The sequence below is a fragment of the Aeromonas sp. 96A genome (genome assembly GCF_051919165.1).
Lineage (GTDB): Bacteria > Pseudomonadota > Gammaproteobacteria > Enterobacterales > Aeromonadaceae > Aeromonas > Aeromonas veronii.
On the sequence record NZ_JBQBFE010000001.1, the window covers coordinates 2,218,203 to 2,236,144 of the forward strand.

Genomic DNA, 17,942 nt, shown 5'->3' on the forward strand with positions numbered 1-17,942 from the left:
ACTCCTGATTTGGTTACCAGAACCAGCCCCCACGGGAGAGCTGATCCTTGCATTGACGGTACTGGGCGCCGTAGCGCTGGGCGCGAGCCTCTACCTTGCGAGAGGTCTTCATCAACCACCCCTTGCTGCGATAGCTGCCACGCCGGTAGCCACCCCACCCTTCGTGATAGTTGAGGTACTGGCCATAGGCATCCCACTTGGAGGTGCCATTGAGCCGCTGGGCTTTGTTAGTGTACCAACCCATAAAATCGATGGCGTCGGAAAAATCATCGCGGTCACTCCAGCTGTTGCCGGTTTCTCGCTGGTAATCCGCCCAGGTTTCATCTTTGACCTGAGCATAACCATAAGCCGAACTGGCCCGCCCGGTCGGGATGAAGAGGAAATACTGCATCGGCGGCTGGGCATCATGTACGTAAGAGGACTCCTGATACATCATGGCCATCACCACATGGATCGGCGTCCCCCACTTCTCGTTCATCTTGAGCGCGGCCTTGTGCCAGTCCGGCTTCTCGCGAAAGATCTGGCACAGATTCTCCGGCTGAGCCGGTGGACGGCTACTGCAAGCAGTCAGGCCCGCCAACAGGCTGGCCACAACCACAAAACGCATCCCCCCCATCAAATGAGGCCGCACTTCGCACCTCTGGTCAGGTAAAGAGATAGCCAAGGTCAGATCGCGTCTTCGTTCTCTTCGCCGGTACGGATACGAATGACACGCTCCACCTCACAGACGAAGATCTTGCCATCACCAATCTTGCCGGTGCGAGCGGTATTCTGGATCGCTTCCAGACAGGCATCGAGATCCTCGTCCTGCACCACCAGCTCCACCTTCACTTTCGGCAGGAAGTCGACCATATATTCGGCGCCGCGATAGAGCTCGGTATGGCCCTTCTGGCGGCCGAAGCCTTTGACTTCGGATACGGTCATGCCGTTGATGCCGATCTCGGCCAGGGCCTCGCGCACATCGTCCAGCTTGAACGGTTTGATGATGGCTTCAATCTTCTTCATGGTGACTCCTTACCAGTTCTGTTTGCCGAACCCGGATGTAATGGGGTAACGGCGATCCTTACCAAAGTTGCGAGCCGTAATGCGGGGCCCGACCGCCGCCTGACGGCGCTTGTATTCGTTGAGATCCACCAGCCGGATCACCTTGCGCACCACCGCTTCCTCGAACCCTTCTGCCACCATGTCGGCGACCGAGGCATCCTCTTCCACGTAACGCTTGAGGATGGCATCCAAGATGTCGTATGGCGGCAGGCTGTCCTGATCCACCTGATCCGGCGCCAGCTCCGCTGAAGGAGGACGGTCGATAACCCGCTGCGGGATCACATAGTCCACCGAGTTGCGATATTCGCACAACTTGAATACCAGCGTCTTGGGCACATCTTTCAGCACGTCGAAGCCACCGGCCATGTCACCGTACAGAGTGGCATAGCCGACCGCCATCTCGCTCTTGTTACCGGTGGTCAGCACGATACGACGACGCTTGTTAGAGAGCGCCATCAGCAGCACGCCGCGGCAGCGGGCCTGCAGGTTCTCTTCGGTCGTATCGCGAGCGGTGCCTTCAAACAGCGGCGCCAGCTGGGTCATAAACCCTTCGAACATCGGCTCGATGGAGATGATGTTGAACTCAACCCCCATCCGCTCGGCCTGCTCCTTGGCATCTTCCACACTCATCTGGGCGGTGTAGCGGAACGGCATCATCACCGCCTGCACCTTGTCGGCACCGATGGCATCGGCCGCAATGGCCAGCGTCAGCGCCGAGTCGATACCACCGGATAGACCCAGCACAGCGCCGTGAAAGCCGTTCTTGGTGACATAGTCGCGCACCGCCAGCACCAGCGCCTGATAGGTCTCGGCCAACGGCTCCAGCGGCGCAGCGGGTTCCCGCTCCTTCACCGGCTGGCCATCAGCAAAACGTACTAGCGCCAGCTCTTCGGCAAACGGGGCCAGCTTGTGAGTCAACTCGCCCTGGCTGCTGAACACCTTGGAGCAGCCGTCGAAAATCAGCTCGTCCTGACCGCACACCTGATTGAGGTAGACCAGCGGCAGACCGGTCTGATCGCAGCGCTCCGCCATCAGCTCGCGGCGGATCCAGGGTTTCTCCTGATCGTATGGCGACGCATTGATGGTGAGCAGCAGCTCGGCCCCTGCCGCCTTGGCGGCCAGCGCCGGGCCAGGCTGCCACAGATCTTCGCAGATGAGCAGCCCCAGATTGTGACCACGGAACGGCACCACACAAGTTTCGGTCGCGGCGGTGAAGTAGCGCTTCTCGTCGAATACCCCGTAGTTGGGCAAGTCCTGCTTGAAGTAACGGGCAATCAGCTTGCCGTGCTCATAGAGGGAGGCAGCGTTGTAGAGCGCCTCTCCTTCACGCCAAGGGTGACCCACCAAAATGGCACAGTTGCCCTGCCATTCGGCTACACGAGCCAACGCGGCTTCGACCCGGATCATCAGATCGGCGCGCAGCAGCAGATCTTCCGGTGGATAGCCGGTCAGGGCCAGCTCGGAGCAGACCAGCAGATCGGCACCTTGCTGTTCGGCTTGAGCTGCCGCAGCGAGCACTTTGTCAGTGTTATCTTCGATGGCGCCTACCGTCAGATTCAACTGGGCAAGCATCAGAGAGAGGGCTTTTGCCATGGCGATGCATCTTGAATTCGAAAATGATGGGGAATGATAAAGAAAAGGGGGGCAATCTGCCAGTTCAAGACAGGCGTAACCGTGTGACAGCAACCAGTGAGAAGGATAAGCTGTAGATAGTCACGGAACGACAGGCCTTCGCAGATATGAAAAACGCCGGATTTACCCTGATGGAGTTGATGATAGCCATTGCACTGGGCGTCATTCTCTTGGGGATTGGTATTCCTTCTTTAGGCTCTCTGCTCAAAGACAGCACGGCTAACTATGAAAGCGAGCGGTTGATTAAGCTCCTGCGCTTTGCCCGCACCCAAGCTATCAGTGACCAGCAAACCGTCACCGCATGCCTAATAAACAACAATAACGAGTGTGTTGAACAGGATCCGGTTCAATTATTGGTTTTCATCGATGATGACGGTAATGCCGAGCTGGGCGAAGGGGAAGTAGAACTCGCACGCACACCAGCTTTTACTCCTGATGCCACCATCAGTTCAACCAGACCACGAGTCTTGTTTGCCGCTGATGGAACCAGCCTAGGTACCAATATGACCGTAAGGGTCTGCATCAGCGAAGAACCCAGAGTTGATGTTGTAATCGCAGCATCAGGTCGCAGCAGTAAATCCGAAACCACCAGCATTTGCCCTTGACCACTATCTTGGCTGCAGTTTCTCTTGCCGTTGCGCAGCCTCAAGATTAAATGGCTGTTCGGTTGACTGACACTCGATAACTCTCTTCACCATCAGGAGTTGCCCATTCAGTTCAAACCCTTTCTTTTGAAAGACGATTTCAGCACTCTGGCTATCCTTTATCGTTCCCTGAATAACGACATAGGTATCATTTGCCAACTCGACATAGCATTTTCTATCCACGACAGCATAGACATTGGCCGCATTTGACAACGCCATCAGCCAGAGGATCATTTTCATTGTGGCTCATCCTCATACAGGTATATTTTCTTGGGCGTCATATCCATTTCAGCCTCCTCCGCACCTTCCGAACACTCCCCCTCGCCGGTACAACGCTCAGGAACCCCTTCTCCTTCGTCTTTGAGAATCACCTCTTCACCCGGGGCACCACCAATAATCCGGATCTTTGAATCATCACCAGCATGGATCACCAGATCATCGGCCACCTTGTTATTTACTTCCACATAGCGTTCCGGGATTTCATTACCATCCTGATCCACCACATATTTGAAAGAGGTACCGTAATGCATGTCGACCATATACTGCCGCATGGCGCCTATCGACTGGATCGTACACTCCTCGAATGACTGAACCTGCGGCAAAAAAGAGGTGAAATAGAGCTTGCCTTGCAGCACAACCCCAGACCCCATCGACTTCTCTCCTGACTCGGCTAGCCAATATTTCCAACCCAATTTACTGGTAATGGCAGCTCTCAAACTAAGCAGGTCATTGGTGTCCGTGACACCAGCCAGAGGATCCACCGATACGTCATACAAGTCCGTCATCGTGATAGGGGCTGGAGCAGCAGTGTTATAACTCTTGGTAACTACCCCGTAGTCACGCAACATAAAATAGGCGTTTTGCACGGTAGACTCGGACGATGGGCGGTTTCGATCACCAGAACCAATCAACACTGCATCGAATGGCCTATCTTTGAACGAGAAATAATCTTCGCCACTAATTACCGTCTTGGTCACTTGCTTGTTTATAGTACGTACCAATACAGGCTGAGTGAAAAAGCGGCGGTCATTAGCCTGTACATCATCAGACCCAAGACTGGCAAACTTGAAAATACTCCAGGAGCTAGTACTGGTTGAAGGCATATCCAGGCGCCAGATATTGCCGCCTGTATCACCAGCATAAATTCGGTCAGTTTTCCCATCACCATCACTGTCTAGAGTGGAAACTGACCCCGGCATGCTATCAACCATCGCAGTCACCTGCTTGTTGGTACTGGAGCCAGCTCCAGGTGTTGCGCTGAACACAAGAGCACCACTATCGGCATCGACCATGTAGACGCCCATACCCTTGCTGTCAGAGCTACCTATCCCGACTTTACTCTTATTGGCATCGTAACCACCGGAAAAAACCATCACCAATCGCTTGTTGCTCGGAGGAGCATCCCAAGGAATATAAGCCACCTCCGGTACTGACCAGGTTTCCCCCAGTAATGAGAAGCCCGCAGTCTGACTATTGATCGTCCATTTCAAGCTGGGGGCATCTGGATTGGTAATATCGAGTGCATAGTAGCTACTACCACCCCCTCGCAAACCGAAAAGCAGCCAGACAAAGTCTCCCTCGGATGCCTTGATAACACCATTCCTGTTGGCATCCTTGATCAACGCAACCGGTGAAGCATCAACACCGTAGATATGATCGCCAGACTCGGCATTGAGACGTAGAGCTTCTTGCCTGGGCAACAGTTCATAGGGGATCATGGCCCAGCTTTCATCAACCGTACTACCGAGATCTTTGAACATATGCAGGAAACCAGCATTGGTTCCCATAAGGATCCGCAAATCAGGGGTACAGGTACTCTGGCCTGAAGCAATGGAGCAACCATAATTGACCACCAATGGACGAGAGTGCAGGGGGTCTCCCACTATGTATGGCCGAATGGTGGTACTGGCATCATAATCTTCATCGTCCACATCGACACCTTTTGTCCAGTCGATCTGTCCGTCAAGCTCGGTGGCACTGGCTAACCGCATGTAGCTGGCCAAATTGTCGGCAGAGCCTGCGATCGACACCAAATTGGCTTTGTTAAAAGCGTCCAATCGCTTGGGCGATGCAACCGTATTGATCACATAAATATTGCGATTGGTCTTCTCTGCCAGCATGGACTGCACACCGCCCTTGGCAACCAGATTGCCATCCCGTTCCGATGACCAGTAGGTCTGAGCCTGATCCAGAATGGAACCATCTACCTTGATGGCGGGCAAACCGTTAACATCTGCCACATACCCATCACCAGACAAAACCAGCTTCTTCAGGTTACCCTTCCAGCGCGGCCCGGTATCAGGCTCGAACATGGCGTAATAGATATTATCGAGGCTGCGAGTCCGGTCAAAGTTGTTAGTGGTGATAGCTGGCGACACCAGAGAGGTGTTTATCCGCAAAATGGCTAACAGGGAAGATCGCAACGCCTGTGTGAGCGCTTCAGCACTGACCGCAGGGTAATATTGGCCACCTCCACGTCTCGCCGTTTCTGCCAGCAGATTGCCCGCCCCAGAGATCGCGTCATCACCAAATCCCACGGTAAACGTGGTAACAGTCTGCTTGCCGGGCGATGAAGTATTTACATCCTTGTTCTTCATGTAACCAGCCATCGCGGCCAGATAGCTCTTGGAGGTGCCGGAACCATATCCCACTGTTGAGCCGTAGGCAGCCCGTTCATCTGCACTTAGCGAATCCGTCAACGCCTTTACTGCACTGTCAGCAGCCGTATCGCTGGTAGGCGCTCCATCAGTGACATAGATGACATAGCCATTATTTGAACATTTGTCATAAGGCGAGGTGTAAGTACCTTCCGGCTCTTCAGCAAGCTTGTCCCGCGTACCACCTTGCTTGCCATAAAGTACAGATTGCCCTCCATAGAAACGGTAGGCTTCATAGAGGGTTTCACATAATGGCGTATTGGTCGTAGCCGACAGGTCTTCCACAGTATTGAGCAAGTCCTGTTCGGCAGTAATGGTGCCGACAATATCGTCGTTACTGAGGATGCGGCGTACCACTCTGCCACCATTGGTGCTGGTACTATTGTTGGTATTGAATATGGCCAAGCCGAAATCAACCCCAGGAGTGGAGGAGATCACCGACTTGACCGCATCCTTGGCGATACGCAAGCGTGATTCAACGGCATAACCCGTCGGCCCGTAATACCAGCGGATATAGTTGGCAGTGTAGAGAGTTACACTGGTATTGCTACCCGATGTGGCATTATTCGCATTAGCTGTGTAATACCACTCGCCGCGAGTGTTGCTGGTTTTGTCGACCGGATAACCATCGCCGACCGCCCCCACCACCAGCGTTCCGTTGAAAGGATTGGCAGGATTGCGGTTCTGAATATCCTGCTTGCAGTCGACAATGGTGATGTCATCTTCGTACTTGCCAGAGATGGTCTCCCAATCCCCCTGACGAGGTAATCCATTGCGATAACTTGAATAGACATACGTCCAGACTTGGGACTGAAAATAACCGACCGTGCTTAGGGGGGGCTTTGATGAGGCGCAAGCATTGATGCTGTCGCGAAAACGCTGATAACTATTGATGGCGGGCACAGAACCATCGGTCGAGTAATAGATATAATTACGCGAATTACTGGTATCAGGATCCCGGCTCAGCGCTGGATAGACAGTGGCAGGATTATACTTTTCCCGCTCCAGCTCCATGGTTTCGGCCATACTGCCAGAGTTGTCGAAAATGATCAGCACCTTGGGCCGATAATCTCCCGCTTTCGAAAAGTCATAGATGAACAGTTCGGTATCATCCGAGTAAGCATCGCTGGCAACAGCTGGCACACTAAGTGCACACAGGGCCATCAGCCACAGTTTTCCATGATGTAACATCGCTGTCGCTCCTATTCAGCCGTCTTTAACAATGGCTGTTCGACTCCAACCGTCCACGTCATAGGACGCCCCTGTTTTCCGTACGCTTGGCTTGCCTCGAGCTCTACATAACGGCAGGCTGGTATGACGTTCTTGCTGGTCGCGTCAAATCGGCGCTTGCACACTGTTTCACTTCTATATTGCATGGTGGCGTTACCCATAGAGCCACTCACTGTTGATGTTGCCGTCGAAACCGAAGGCATCTGAGCAATCTGGGTAGCAAGCCCTGCTTGCTGCATGGCGCCACCTATGATGCCCTCTACTCTGTGTTCGACTTGCTGTAACGCTGCCGCCGCTCCACTAGCACGTAAATCCATGCCCCCAGATTGCATCAACACCACGGCAATCAAAGTCAAAGGGGCCAGAATCACCAGCGCCACGATCAATGCCACGCCACGTGAATGCTTCACTACCCACCTCCCGCCATCACCATGGGATTACGCAGTACCACAGTACTTTCCAGCAACAAGCGTCGAAACCCATCCCCATTGCCAGCCACGCTGATATCTCCCAGTTGATAGACATTGTTGTTGGTATAGCGACTGGATGCCTGCAGCGAGCGCACAAGCAAAAAAACACGGACTGCGATGACCCGCCCCTCGCCCCACTCTTGCGAGGTGACTGCATCTATGGCGGAAAACTTGTCTACACGACCATCCGGCACATTGCTGGTATCGACCCCAAACAACAGCACCATGCGTTCAATACCATCAACCAAAGCCCCAGATATCAACCAAGAACCGCCATCAGCAGTGAGGATACGCTTGCGCAGTTCAAAACCACCACGACCATTAGGCGAGAGGTAATAGACATGATGCTGGTACTCCCAAATCTGACGCATCGGCATGGCCGCCTCGGAAGGCGCAGTCTCATTACCTCTGAATAAATGAGCCTGTTGAGTATTGGTGGCCATATAGAAACGATTGGCATCTAGTCCTCCTGTCACCGGATTGCCAATCAGGCGCTTGATACTGATAACATCCGAGCCAGCAACGCGAGTAGAAGATGAGATACAGGCAAAACCACTCATGGTGCCTGCAGCACTGATATGAGTAACCCACAGCGGGCGTACTGGAAAAAGGTTGGAGGGTAGACTCCCTTCATTTCTCTCATCCAGACAGTCATTTGTCACGGTAGCATCAGCAGACAAAGTGAGCTCATCACCCGCAATCAGAGCCCCCCCCGTGAAATCCCCCCAAAACCCGGCCCAGCGTAAATCCTGAGTGATGAGACGCATGGCAATTCGACCATTTTCGAGCAGCTCACTCTGATCGAAGGACTCATTGGTGGTTGCGCGGGAGGCCACAAAAATACTCATCACCCCACCGAGTAGAAAAACACCAATCACCATTGTGATGAGCCATTCAACCAGCGTAAATCCATGATGTTTCATAGCGTCGTCATCAGAACGAACTGACGCCTCGTTAAATCAACACCTGCAATTCCACATGCCGTCGTAATCGTTGACGCAACGCCATTTGCCCCATCATGAGATGATTCACGTCCAGCCCAAAAAATTGAGACCGTCAATGCATTACTGGCTCCCTTGATAATACAGCCGGTGGGATTTTGTAATGTTGCTCCGGCCCCCGAAGCAGCACTTCCAATTAATGACTGTCGCCAATAATAAAGATCGAGATCCCGTAACTGAGCATCGCTACAGCTGCTCATAGTGCCATTTTCATTAGCGCAGGCTGGCAATGATGAAGTTCCGGCGCTGACAATCCAGGTATTGTTAGCTTGCGACTCCCAGGCTCCACGGTTGACTCTGAGCCTTTCGACCATATCGTTAGCCAACCAGCTGGCAATTGTTCGTTGTCGGGCTTCATATCCGGAAAACTTCGACTGAGCCTGCATAGCAACCAGTCCCAGCAAGCCAAATGACAACACTACTGCAGCTATCATCACCTCCAGCAGGCTGAATCCTCTCTCATGTGATGAAACATGAATGGCCATGGCTATTCCCAACAGCTATTGCTAGCTGCACCGGAAGCACTTTTGACACCCAACTGATTAATGGAAAACACCGTGCAATCGGTATCTTTGGCTTGGGCCGTCGTCGCACCAGCACTGGCTGACAAGGTGTAGGTGTTGCCTGATACGGCAATAGATAATTGATACAGGCCATTCTCAGATGCACTACTGATACCAAGAGCAGCAGCAGAGGATGCATACTGATTGAAATCCATAAAATAGGTTTCTTGCCGATTGGCCGCATTCAACAGCATGCTCTTGGCTTCGACACGATGACTGGTCAGTACATATTGCTGATAGGCGGGATAAGCGATGGTGCCAAGAATCGCCACGATGGCGATGACAATCATCAACTCAATAAGAGAAAAGCCACGAAAGTATCCAATCATATCCCATCCTTGGTGACAGACTGCTTCATAAGTTTAACGCCGAGCCTGTCTCTTGAACAAACCCGGCGTCATTATCAACACACTTTATTCTTAAGCCTTCCTGGCTGCACTCAAATTATTCTAAGTTCGGGAGGAACCTCAAAGACTACGTTCTCTTCACGGCCAGGATGCTCGGCAACCACCTTGCCTCCCAGCTCGCGCAGGCGGGCAATCACGTTTTGCACTAGCACCTCGGGGGCGGATGCACCTGCAGTGACGCCAATCGCCTTCACGTCTTCCAGCCAGCTCGCCTCGATCATCGACGCATCGTCGATAAGATAGGCTCTGGCACCCACCTTCTCGGCCAGCTCGCGCAGACGGTTGGAGTTGGAAGAGTTGCGAGATCCCACCACCAGCATGGCGTCCACCAGCCCCGCCATCTCCCGCACCGCATCCTGACGGTTTTGGGTGGCGTAGCAGATATCATCCTTGCGCGGCCCCTGGATCTTGGGGAAGTGCTTGCGCAACGCATCGATGACGTCAGAGGTCTCATCCACGCTCAGGGTGGTCTGGGTGACAAAGCAGAGGTCATCCGGATTCTTCACCTTGAGCTTGGCCACATCTTCAGGCGTCTCCACCAGATACATGCCGCCTTCGCGATTCTCGTACTGCCCCATGGTCCCGATCACCTCGGGGTGACCGGCGTGGCCGATGAGCACGGCTTCGGAGCCCTTGCGACTGGCGCGATGGACTTCCATGTGAACCTTGGTCACCAGCGGACAGGTTGCATCGAATACCTTGAGGGCGCGGGACTTGGCCATCTCGCGCACTGTCTTGGCCACGCCGTGAGCAGAAAAGATGACGATGCTGTCGTCAGGCACCTCGTCCAGCTCCTCGACGAAGACAGCGCCCGCATCTTTCAACTTGTTCACCACATAGCGGTTATGCACCACTTCGTGGCGGACATAGATGGGGGCACCGAACTTCTCCAGCGCGCTCTCGACAATGCTGATGGCGCGATCGACACCGGCGCAAAAACCGCGAGGGTTAGCGAGCAGAATATCCATTAATGCACCTTCTCCTCATCATCAACGCCCAGGATCTCCACCTCGAAGGTGACGGTATGACCGGCCAGCGGGTGGTTGAAATCGACCGTGACCGACATACCGGCTACCGCCCGGATGATGCCCGGCAGCTCGCTGCCATTGGGCTGATCGAACAGGATGATGGTGCCGACTTTTGGCTCCACATCGGCGCCAAATTTGGCACGGTCGAGATGGTAGATGTTGTCGGGGTTGGAGAGGCCAAAGGCCTCTTCCGGCGCCAGAGTAAAACTCTTGCTCTCCCCTTCGCTCAGCCCCAGCAGACACTGCTCAAAGGTGGGGGTCAGGCTGCCATCGCCCATCCGCAGGCGGGCAGGTTTGCCGTGCAGCGCCGTGCTGTCGGCAACCGAGCCATCTTCCAGCTTGATGGAGAAGTGGAACAGCACGCTGCTGTTAGCGGTGATCTGCTGGCTCATGCCTGCTCCTTTTTCTCACCACGGAAACCGTCCAGCACAATCATGGCGGCCCCGATAAAGATAAAGCTGTCGGCCAGATTGAATGCCGGCCAGTGCGCACGCTGCCAGTAGAAGTCGAGGAAATCGACCACATGGCCCAGCACCAGTCGATCAAAGACGTTGCCGAGGGCGCCGCCGATGATGAGTGAATAGGCGATACCGCTCCAACGCTGGGTCACCGACTGCTTGCGCAGCCAGTGGATCAGCAATCCACAGATGGCAAAAGCTAGCACCGCGAAGAACCAGCGCTGCCAGCCCCCCTGATCAGCCAGAAAGCTGAATGCGGCGCCCTTGTTGTAGACATGAACCAGGTTGAAGAAGGGGGTGATCTCCACCCCCGGGTAACCAAATGGCAGCAACTTGACCACGGCGAGCTTGCTCGCCTGGTCCAGTACAAAGGCCAGCACTGCCAGCCACAGCCAACGCAGGCCACTTTTATGTTGAGTCATGTTCATCAGGCAAATTGACGCGTTTCGCCGTCACCCTCAACGTTGGTCACACAGCGACCACAGATCTCTTCGTGACCCGCGATAGTGCCCACATCTTCTACATGGTGCCAGCAGCGGTCGCACTTGGCGGCGGCAGACTGGGCCACGCTCAGCCACAGGTCATCACGCTCGGTCGCCACAGAGCCTTCCGGCGCAGAGTCAGCCACGACCACCTTGGCCTTGGAGGTGAGCAGCACGAAGCGCAGCTCATCAGCCAGGGCGTTCAGGCGTGCAGCCAGCTCCGGCTTGGCGAACAGGGTCAGTTCGGCCTGTAGGGAACCGCCGATACGCTTCTCGCCACGGGCCACTTCCAGCGCCTTGTTCACTTCACCACGCACGGTGAGGATCTCGGCCCAGAAATCGTCGTTGAGAGATTCACCCGCTTCCAGACCGAACAGGCCGTCGTACCACTCCTCGGTGAAGACGAACTCGCCGCGCTCGCCCGGCAGCAGAGCCCAGATCTCGTCGGCGGTGAAGCTCATGATCGGCGCCATCCAGCGCACCATGGCTTCTGCAATGTGATACAGGGCGGTCTGGCAGGAGCGACGGGCCAGGCTGTCAGCCTTGGCGGTGTACTGACGATCCTTGATCACATCCAGATAGAAGGAGCCCATCTCGATGGAGCAGAACTGCATCAGCTTCTGGGTTACACCGTGGAAGTTGTACTCGTCGAATGCCGCCATGATCTCGGCCTGTACCGCTTTGGCACGACCCACAGCCCAACGATCCACCACTACCATGTCGGCAGGTGCCACCATGTCGGTCGCCGGATTGAAGCCGTTCAAGTTGGCCAGCAGGAAGCGGGCAGTGTTGCGAATACGACGATAAGCATCGGCAGAGCGCTTGAGGATCTCGTCGGAGACAGTCATCTCGCCGGTGTAGTCAGTGCTCGCTACCCACAGACGCAGGATGTCGGCACCCAGCTTGTTCATCACGTCCTGCGGGCTCACCACGTTGCCGATGGACTTGGACATCTTGCGACCCTGACCATCCACGGTGAAGCCGTGAGTCAGCACCTGGTTGTACGGAGCCTTGTCTTTCATGGCCACGCCGATCATCAGGGAGGACATGAACCAGCCGCGGTGCTGGTCAGAACCTTCCAGATACATGTCGGCCGGCTTGCCATTGAACTCGGGACGGGCATCAACCACGGAAGCGTGGGTAGAACCGGAGTCGAACCAGACGTCCAGAGTGTCAGGCACCTTGTCATACATGTCGGCATCGGCACCCAGCAGCTCGGCCTTGTCCAGATCCCACCATGCCTGAATGCCGGACTGCTCGACACGCTTGGCTACTTCATGCATCAGGCGCACGGATTCCGGATGCAGTTCCTGGGTCTCTTTGTGGACGAACAGGGAGATGGGCACACCCCAGGTACGCTGACGGGAGATACACCAGTCAGGACGGTTCTCGACCATCGCCTGAATGCGGTTTTTACCCCAGGCAGGTACCCAGCCGCTCTGGCCGTGCTGTTTGATACCGTCCTTCTCGATACGCTCGATCTCTTCCAGCGCGCGCTTGCGCAGACCCTTCTGTTCCATGCTGATGAACCACTGCGGGGTGGCACGGAAGATGATAGGGGTCTTGTGACGCCAGCAGTGCGGGTAGGAGTGGTTGAACACCTTGTGATGCAGCAGGGCGCCACGCTCGGTCAGCACCTCGACCACAGATGCGTTGGCCTTGAATACGTGCTGGCCAGCAAACAGTTCGGTATCCGGCAGGTACACGCCGTTGCTGCCAACCGGGTTGGCCACTTCCAGACCGTACTTCTGACCGACCACAAAGTCTTCCTGACCGTGGCCAGGGGCGGTGTGGACGGCACCGGTACCGGCATCCAGGGTGACGTGGTCACCCAGTACCACAGGCACGTCGAAGCTGTAGAAGGGGTGGTTGAAGCGCAGCAGCTCGAGTGCGGCACCCTTGGCGTAGCCCAGATTGTGGAACTGCTCGATACCGGCGCGATCCATCACATCCTTGACCAGCTCGGCGGCCAGGATCAGACGCTCGGGATGCTCACCTTCAACCTGCACCAGTGCGTAATCCAGATCGGCGTGCATGGCGATGGCGCGGTTGGCTGGCAGGGTCCACGGAGTGGTGGTCCAGATCACCGCAGAGATCGGGCCCTTGCCGGTGTGGCCTTCGGCGCAGTCAAACTTGGCGGCAACGGTCGCCTCATCAACGACCTTGAAGCGCACATCGATGGAGGGGGAGTTTTTGTCGTAGTACTCAACCTCGGCTTCAGCCAGCGCGGAGCCGCAATCGGTACACCAGTGCACCGGCTTGGAGCCTTTGTGCAAGTGGCCGTTTTCAACGATCTTGGCCATGGAGCGGATGATGTTGGCTTCGGTGCCAAAATCCATGGTCAGATAGGGGTGTTCCCAGTCGCCCAGCACACCCAGACGGATGAAGTCGGTCTTCTGCGCTTCGATCTGGGTCTTGGCGTATTTGCGGCACTCGGCGCGGAATTCGGCAGCAGAGACCTTCTCGCCCGGCTTGCCGACCATGCCTTCCACTTTCAGTTCGATAGGCAGACCGTGGCAATCCCAACCCGGCACATAGGGGGAATCGAAACCGGAGAGGCCCTTGGACTTGATGATGATGTCTTTGAGGATCTTGTTGACCGAGTGACCGATGTGAATGTTGCCGTTCGCATAGGGGGGGCCATCATGCAGAATGAAAGAAGGCTTGCCCGCTTTGGCGCGGCGAATAGCGCCGTAGAGATCCTGATCGTACCAACGTTTCAGCATGTTGGGTTCGCGTTTGGCCAGATCGCCACGCATCGGAAACTCGGTTTCCGGAAGATTCAGGGTGTGTTTATAGTCGCTCATCAGTCCTGGGTTCCCTTCTTTTCTAAAAGAGTGCTGGGTAAATTGAATTGTGGCAGCCCGAACCAGGCTCGGGCCGCCAGGGCATCTCGTTCGATCTGCTCTTTCAAGGCAGTGAAAGAGGCAAACTTCTGCTCTTCGCGCAGCTTGTGGCGAAGCAGCACCTTGACCTGCTGACCATATAGATCACCAGAAAAATCAAATAGATGTACTTCCAATCTGGCTTGTGTACCGCTCAAGGTCGGCCGTACACCCACATTGGCTACACCGGGGAAGGTCTTGCCGGAACATATCACTTCCACCGCAAACACGCCACCGACCGGGATCACCTGACGCTTGAGGGCCAGATTGGCAGTGGGAAAACCTATGGTGCGCCCCAGCTTGTCGCCGTGGGCCACCCGGCCGCTGATGATGTAGGGGCGGCCAAGCATCAGCTCCACCTCCGCCATCCGGCCCGCTTTCAGGGCCTCGCGTACGAGGGTGCTGCTGACCCGCTGCCGTTCGAGCTGGAAGCTCTGGGTACTGATCACCTCAAAGCCGAAGCGATGACCCGCCTCCTCCAGCAGGTGGAAGTCCCCTTCCCGCCCCTTGCCGAAGCGAAAATCATCGCCGACCACCAGATAGCGCACCCCGAGCTTCTCCACCAGCAACTGCTCGATGAAGGTCGAGGCCGCCTGCTCGGCAAAGCGGTGGCTGAAGCGCACACAGAGCATGCGGTCGATATGCAGCCCCTGCAGCGCTTCATACTTCTCCCGCAACCGGCTCAGCCGGGCGGGCGCAGCCGTGCCGGCAAACAGCTCCAGCGGCTGCGGTTCGAACAGCATGACGCAGGCGGGCAATCCCAGCTGGGCCGCTTTCTCCTTGAGACGTGCCAATACCGCATGGTGACCCTGATGAACCCCATCAAAGTTGCCAATGGTTAATACACATCCCCGGTGACGGGGCTTGAGATTGTGAATGCCGCGAATAAGCTCCATCAGTGCCTTGTGCGTTGCTGCCATGGAAATCGGCGGATTATATATCAGGCAGCAGGCAGGGTCAGCCCTCATAGCCTGATTTCAACTATCCGGGCCCAAGCCCGCCCATCTGCGGCGCCATGAGGCACTATCCCCATGGCGCCGCAGGATCACGGCTACTGCTGCCCCGATTTAAGGTGACGCGGCCGAATGCCCAGCAGCAGCAACACCACGGCATAGACCCCGGCCCCCAGCGACAGCAGCATGGTCAGCTGCAAACTGGCCTTGCCCATGCTCCATGCGCCCCACTGGGCCAAGTCTGGCGACAGATAGGCGAGCACGCCCCCCATCAGCACGCTGGCGACCAGCAGCTTGAGGCAGAACACGCCGGTATGGCGGGAGGGACGATAGACGCTCTGCTGGTACAACCCCTTGAACAGCAAGGCCGCATTCAGAGTACCCGAGCAGGCGGTCGAGAGCGCCAACCCCACGTAACCGAGCGGGTAGATGAAAATGAGGTTGCAAACCATGTTGGCAATCATCGACATCACCCCGATCCGCACCGGCGTCTTGGTGTCCTGACGGGCATAGTAACCGGGCGCCAGCACCTTGATCAGCATCAGGGAGAGCAGACCGGTAGTGGAGGCCAGCAGGCTCGCGCTCGACATGCTCACTTCATGCAGGCCGAACTCGCCGCGCATGAACAGCACTCGCAAAATGGGCTCGCGCATCACCGCAATGCCTATCATGGCGGGCAGGCCGAGCAGCATTACCATCCGCACCCCCCAATCCATGGTGCGGGAGAAGTCGGCCGGATCGGCATCCACATGCTTCTTCGCCAGCGCAGGCAGGATCACGGTACTGATGGCCACAGCAAACAGACCGAGGGGGAACTCCAGCAGGCGATCCGAGTAGTAGAGATAACTGATGGCACCGGTCGCCAAAAACGAAGCCAGCATGGTGTTGACCAGCAGGTTGATCTGGCTGACCGATACCCCGAACAGGGCGGGGATCATTAGGGTGCGGATCTTCACCACCCCAGGGTGATTCCATCCCCACTTGGGCCATACCAGCATGTTGATTTGGCGCAAAAAGGGATACTGGAACAAAAACTGCACCAAACCGCCCAAAAAGACACCAATCGCCAGCGAGATCTCAGGTTTGTCCATCAGCGGTGCAATCCACCAGGCCGCCGCAATCATGGTGATGTTGAGAAACACCGGCGTAAACGACGAGACTGCAAAGCGGCCGAAGGTGTTGAGGATGGCCCCCGCCATGGCGGTAAAAGTGATAAACCAGAGGTAGGGGAAGGTGATTTTAAGCATCAGACTGGCGAGCTCGAACTTCTCGGCCGCAGGGCCGCCGTGCAGCCAGTCCCAGAACCAGCCCCAGCCAAACAGCGCGGTCAGCACACCCGACCCCAGCACCCCGAGCAGGGTGACCACAGTCACTATCCCCCCCAGCGTGCCCGCTACCGCCGCCAGCAATTCACGCACTTCCCCCTCGTCGCCATTTTTCTTGTACTCCGTCATCACGGGAACAAAGGCCTGGTTGAAGGCACCTTCGGCGAACAGACGACGCAGAAAGTTGGGAATGCGATTGGCAAAAAAGAAGACGTCGGCGGCCACCCCGGCACCGAGCAGATTTGCGATGACCACATCGCGAACCAAGCCCATTACGCGGGATGCCAGCGTCATTCCGGACACTATCATGCCGGATTTGATCAATTTCTTACTCAAGACGAGGCCTCTGGAACTGTCAGAATGAAAAGAATGCTGCTAGAATCGGCCGACAGTTTAACCGTCTCCCTACTGACACACCACCGGGAGGCGGTGTTTATTTGCACAAATCATTTGACAATATGTGGTTGGAAGGGCATATTTCCGGGCCTTTTCAATACACTCGCTAAGACAGTTTTAGGAGTTTTACCTTGGCTAACATCAAATCTGCTAAGAAGCGCGCTCTTCAGTCAGAAAAACGCCGTCAGCACAACGCCAGCCGTCGTTCCATGACCCGTACCTACCTGAAGAAAGTCATTGCTGCTATCGCCTCTGGCGACAAAGCTGCCGCGACTGCCGCTTTCGCTGTTGCTCAGCCGATCATGGATCGTATGGCGACCAAAGGCCTGATCCACAAGAACAAAGCTGCTCGTCACAAGAGCCGCCTGTCTGCCCAGATCAAAGCTATGGCTTAATCAGCGTCTGCTGATCAAAGCTGAAAAAACCGGCCTTAGTGCCGGTTTTTTATTTATCTGCGCTGCAATAAAGTCGATGCAGCAAGCTGATCATTTCACGCACCTCATGGCTGCGCAGCGAATAGTAGACCGTCTGGGCCTCTTTGCGCGTCGTCACCAGCTCATCCCGCCGCAGCAGCGCCAGATGCTGTGACAATGCCGACTGACTCAATCCCAATCGCTCGTTGAGCTCCCCCACTGACAGTTCGCGCTCCAGCAACTGGCACAGAATAAACAGCCGCCGTTCGTTGGCCAGCGCCTTGAGCAAGGCCACCGCTTTACTCGCATTGGCTTCCATCTCTTCAAGTTGCATCACATCTCTCCTCTACCACT

The 17,942-nt window shown here is 55.7% G+C and carries 18 protein-coding genes; 2 read left to right on the forward strand and 16 right to left on the reverse strand.

The window, feature by feature from the left end:
• Positions 1-13: 13 nt before the first annotated feature.
• The 3 genes from ACTG2W_RS10080 to ACTG2W_RS10090 are packed head-to-tail and all read right to left on the reverse strand — an operon-like array spanning position 14 to position 2,637.
• Positions 14-607 (reverse strand): transglycosylase SLT domain-containing protein, encoded by a 594-nt coding sequence (locus tag ACTG2W_RS10080; RefSeq protein WP_272939160.1) that lies wholly within the window; start codon positions 605-607, stop codon positions 14-16.
• 59 nt (positions 608-666) lie between these two features.
• On the reverse strand, positions 667-1,005 hold the full coding sequence (glnB, locus tag ACTG2W_RS10085; protein ID WP_005308848.1) for a nitrogen regulatory protein P-II: 339 nt from the start codon (positions 1,003-1,005) through the stop codon (positions 667-669).
• Between the two features lie 9 nt (positions 1,006-1,014).
• Complete coding sequence (locus ACTG2W_RS10090; RefSeq protein ID WP_106843897.1) at positions 1,015-2,637, reverse strand: NAD+ synthase; 1,623 nt, start codon at positions 2,635-2,637, stop codon at positions 1,015-1,017.
• 146 nt (positions 2,638-2,783) lie between these two features.
• Here ACTG2W_RS10090 and ACTG2W_RS10095 point away from each other — a divergent pair, with 146 nt between their 5' ends.
• A complete protein-coding gene (locus ACTG2W_RS10095) occupies positions 2,784-3,281 on the forward strand; it encodes a GspH/FimT family pseudopilin (RefSeq protein ID WP_064337340.1) in 498 nt (165 codons plus the stop codon).
• Between the two features lie 3 nt (positions 3,282-3,284).
• On the opposite strand, the gene tapY2 is transcribed toward ACTG2W_RS10095, so the two are convergent.
• From tapY2 to murJ, 12 genes are all read right to left on the reverse strand, one after another.
• On the reverse strand, positions 3,285-3,560 hold the full coding sequence (gene tapY2 / locus ACTG2W_RS10100; RefSeq protein WP_064337341.1) for a type IVa secretion system protein TapY2: 276 nt from the start codon (positions 3,558-3,560) through the stop codon (positions 3,285-3,287).
• Complete coding sequence (locus ACTG2W_RS10105) at positions 3,557-7,168, reverse strand: pilus assembly protein (RefSeq protein ID WP_106843896.1); 3,612 nt, start codon at positions 7,166-7,168, stop codon at positions 3,557-3,559. Before ACTG2W_RS10105 ends, tapY2 begins: the two co-directional genes overlap by 4 nt.
• 11 nt (positions 7,169-7,179) lie before the next feature.
• The gene (gene tppD / locus ACTG2W_RS10110; RefSeq protein WP_021230970.1) at positions 7,180-7,617 is read right to left on the reverse strand and encodes a type IVa pilus pseudopilin TppD; all 438 of its coding nucleotides are present in this window, start codon (positions 7,615-7,617) and stop codon (positions 7,180-7,182) included.
• Entirely contained in the window at positions 7,617-8,600 is a 984-nt protein-coding gene (tppC, locus tag ACTG2W_RS10115; RefSeq protein WP_106843895.1) for a type IVa pilus pseudopilin TppC, read from the reverse strand. Before tppC ends, tppD begins: the two co-directional genes overlap by 1 nt.
• A complete protein-coding gene (pilV, locus tag ACTG2W_RS10120; protein ID WP_106843894.1) occupies positions 8,597-9,163 on the reverse strand; it encodes a type IV pilus modification protein PilV in 567 nt (188 codons plus the stop codon). Before pilV ends, tppC begins: the two co-directional genes overlap by 4 nt.
• A gap of 2 nt (positions 9,164-9,165) precedes the next feature.
• The gene (locus ACTG2W_RS10125) at positions 9,166-9,570 is read right to left on the reverse strand and encodes a type IV pilin protein (RefSeq protein WP_019445575.1); all 405 of its coding nucleotides are present in this window, start codon (positions 9,568-9,570) and stop codon (positions 9,166-9,168) included.
• A 110-nt stretch (positions 9,571-9,680) separates the two neighbouring features.
• Positions 9,681-10,616: a 4-hydroxy-3-methylbut-2-enyl diphosphate reductase gene (ispH, locus tag ACTG2W_RS10130; protein ID WP_106843893.1), complete on the reverse strand. Its 936-nt coding sequence runs from the start codon at positions 10,614-10,616 to the stop codon at positions 9,681-9,683.
• On the reverse strand, positions 10,616-11,068 hold the full coding sequence (fkpB, locus tag ACTG2W_RS10135) for an FKBP-type peptidyl-prolyl cis-trans isomerase (protein ID WP_005341354.1): 453 nt from the start codon (positions 11,066-11,068) through the stop codon (positions 10,616-10,618). Before fkpB ends, ispH begins: the two co-directional genes overlap by 1 nt.
• The gene (gene lspA, locus ACTG2W_RS10140) at positions 11,065-11,562 is read right to left on the reverse strand and encodes a signal peptidase II (protein WP_005340447.1); all 498 of its coding nucleotides are present in this window, start codon (positions 11,560-11,562) and stop codon (positions 11,065-11,067) included. The genes fkpB and lspA overlap by 4 nt, the downstream gene beginning before the upstream one ends.
• Positions 11,562-14,423: an isoleucine--tRNA ligase gene (ileS, locus tag ACTG2W_RS10145; RefSeq protein WP_106843892.1), complete on the reverse strand. Its 2,862-nt coding sequence runs from the start codon at positions 14,421-14,423 to the stop codon at positions 11,562-11,564. Before ileS ends, lspA begins: the two co-directional genes overlap by 1 nt.
• Entirely contained in the window at positions 14,423-15,397 is a 975-nt protein-coding gene (gene ribF / locus ACTG2W_RS10150) for a bifunctional riboflavin kinase/FAD synthetase (RefSeq protein ID WP_106843891.1), read from the reverse strand. The genes ileS and ribF overlap by 1 nt, the downstream gene beginning before the upstream one ends.
• Positions 15,398-15,552: 155 nt before the next feature.
• On the reverse strand, positions 15,553-17,115 hold the full coding sequence (gene murJ / locus ACTG2W_RS10155) for a murein biosynthesis integral membrane protein MurJ (RefSeq protein WP_064338809.1): 1,563 nt from the start codon (positions 17,113-17,115) through the stop codon (positions 15,553-15,555).
• A gap of 191 nt (positions 17,116-17,306) precedes the next feature.
• On the opposite strand from murJ, the gene rpsT reads away from it, so the two are divergent.
• On the forward strand, positions 17,307-17,570 hold the full coding sequence (gene rpsT / locus ACTG2W_RS10160; protein WP_005308808.1) for a 30S ribosomal protein S20: 264 nt from the start codon (positions 17,307-17,309) through the stop codon (positions 17,568-17,570).
• A gap of 49 nt (positions 17,571-17,619) precedes the next feature.
• On the opposite strand, the gene ACTG2W_RS10165 is transcribed toward rpsT, so the two are convergent.
• Positions 17,620-17,922, reverse strand: coding sequence for an ArsR/SmtB family transcription factor (locus tag ACTG2W_RS10165; RefSeq protein ID WP_013724128.1), 303 nt, complete (start codon positions 17,920-17,922; stop codon positions 17,620-17,622).
• Between the last annotated feature and the right edge of the window lie 20 nt (positions 17,923-17,942).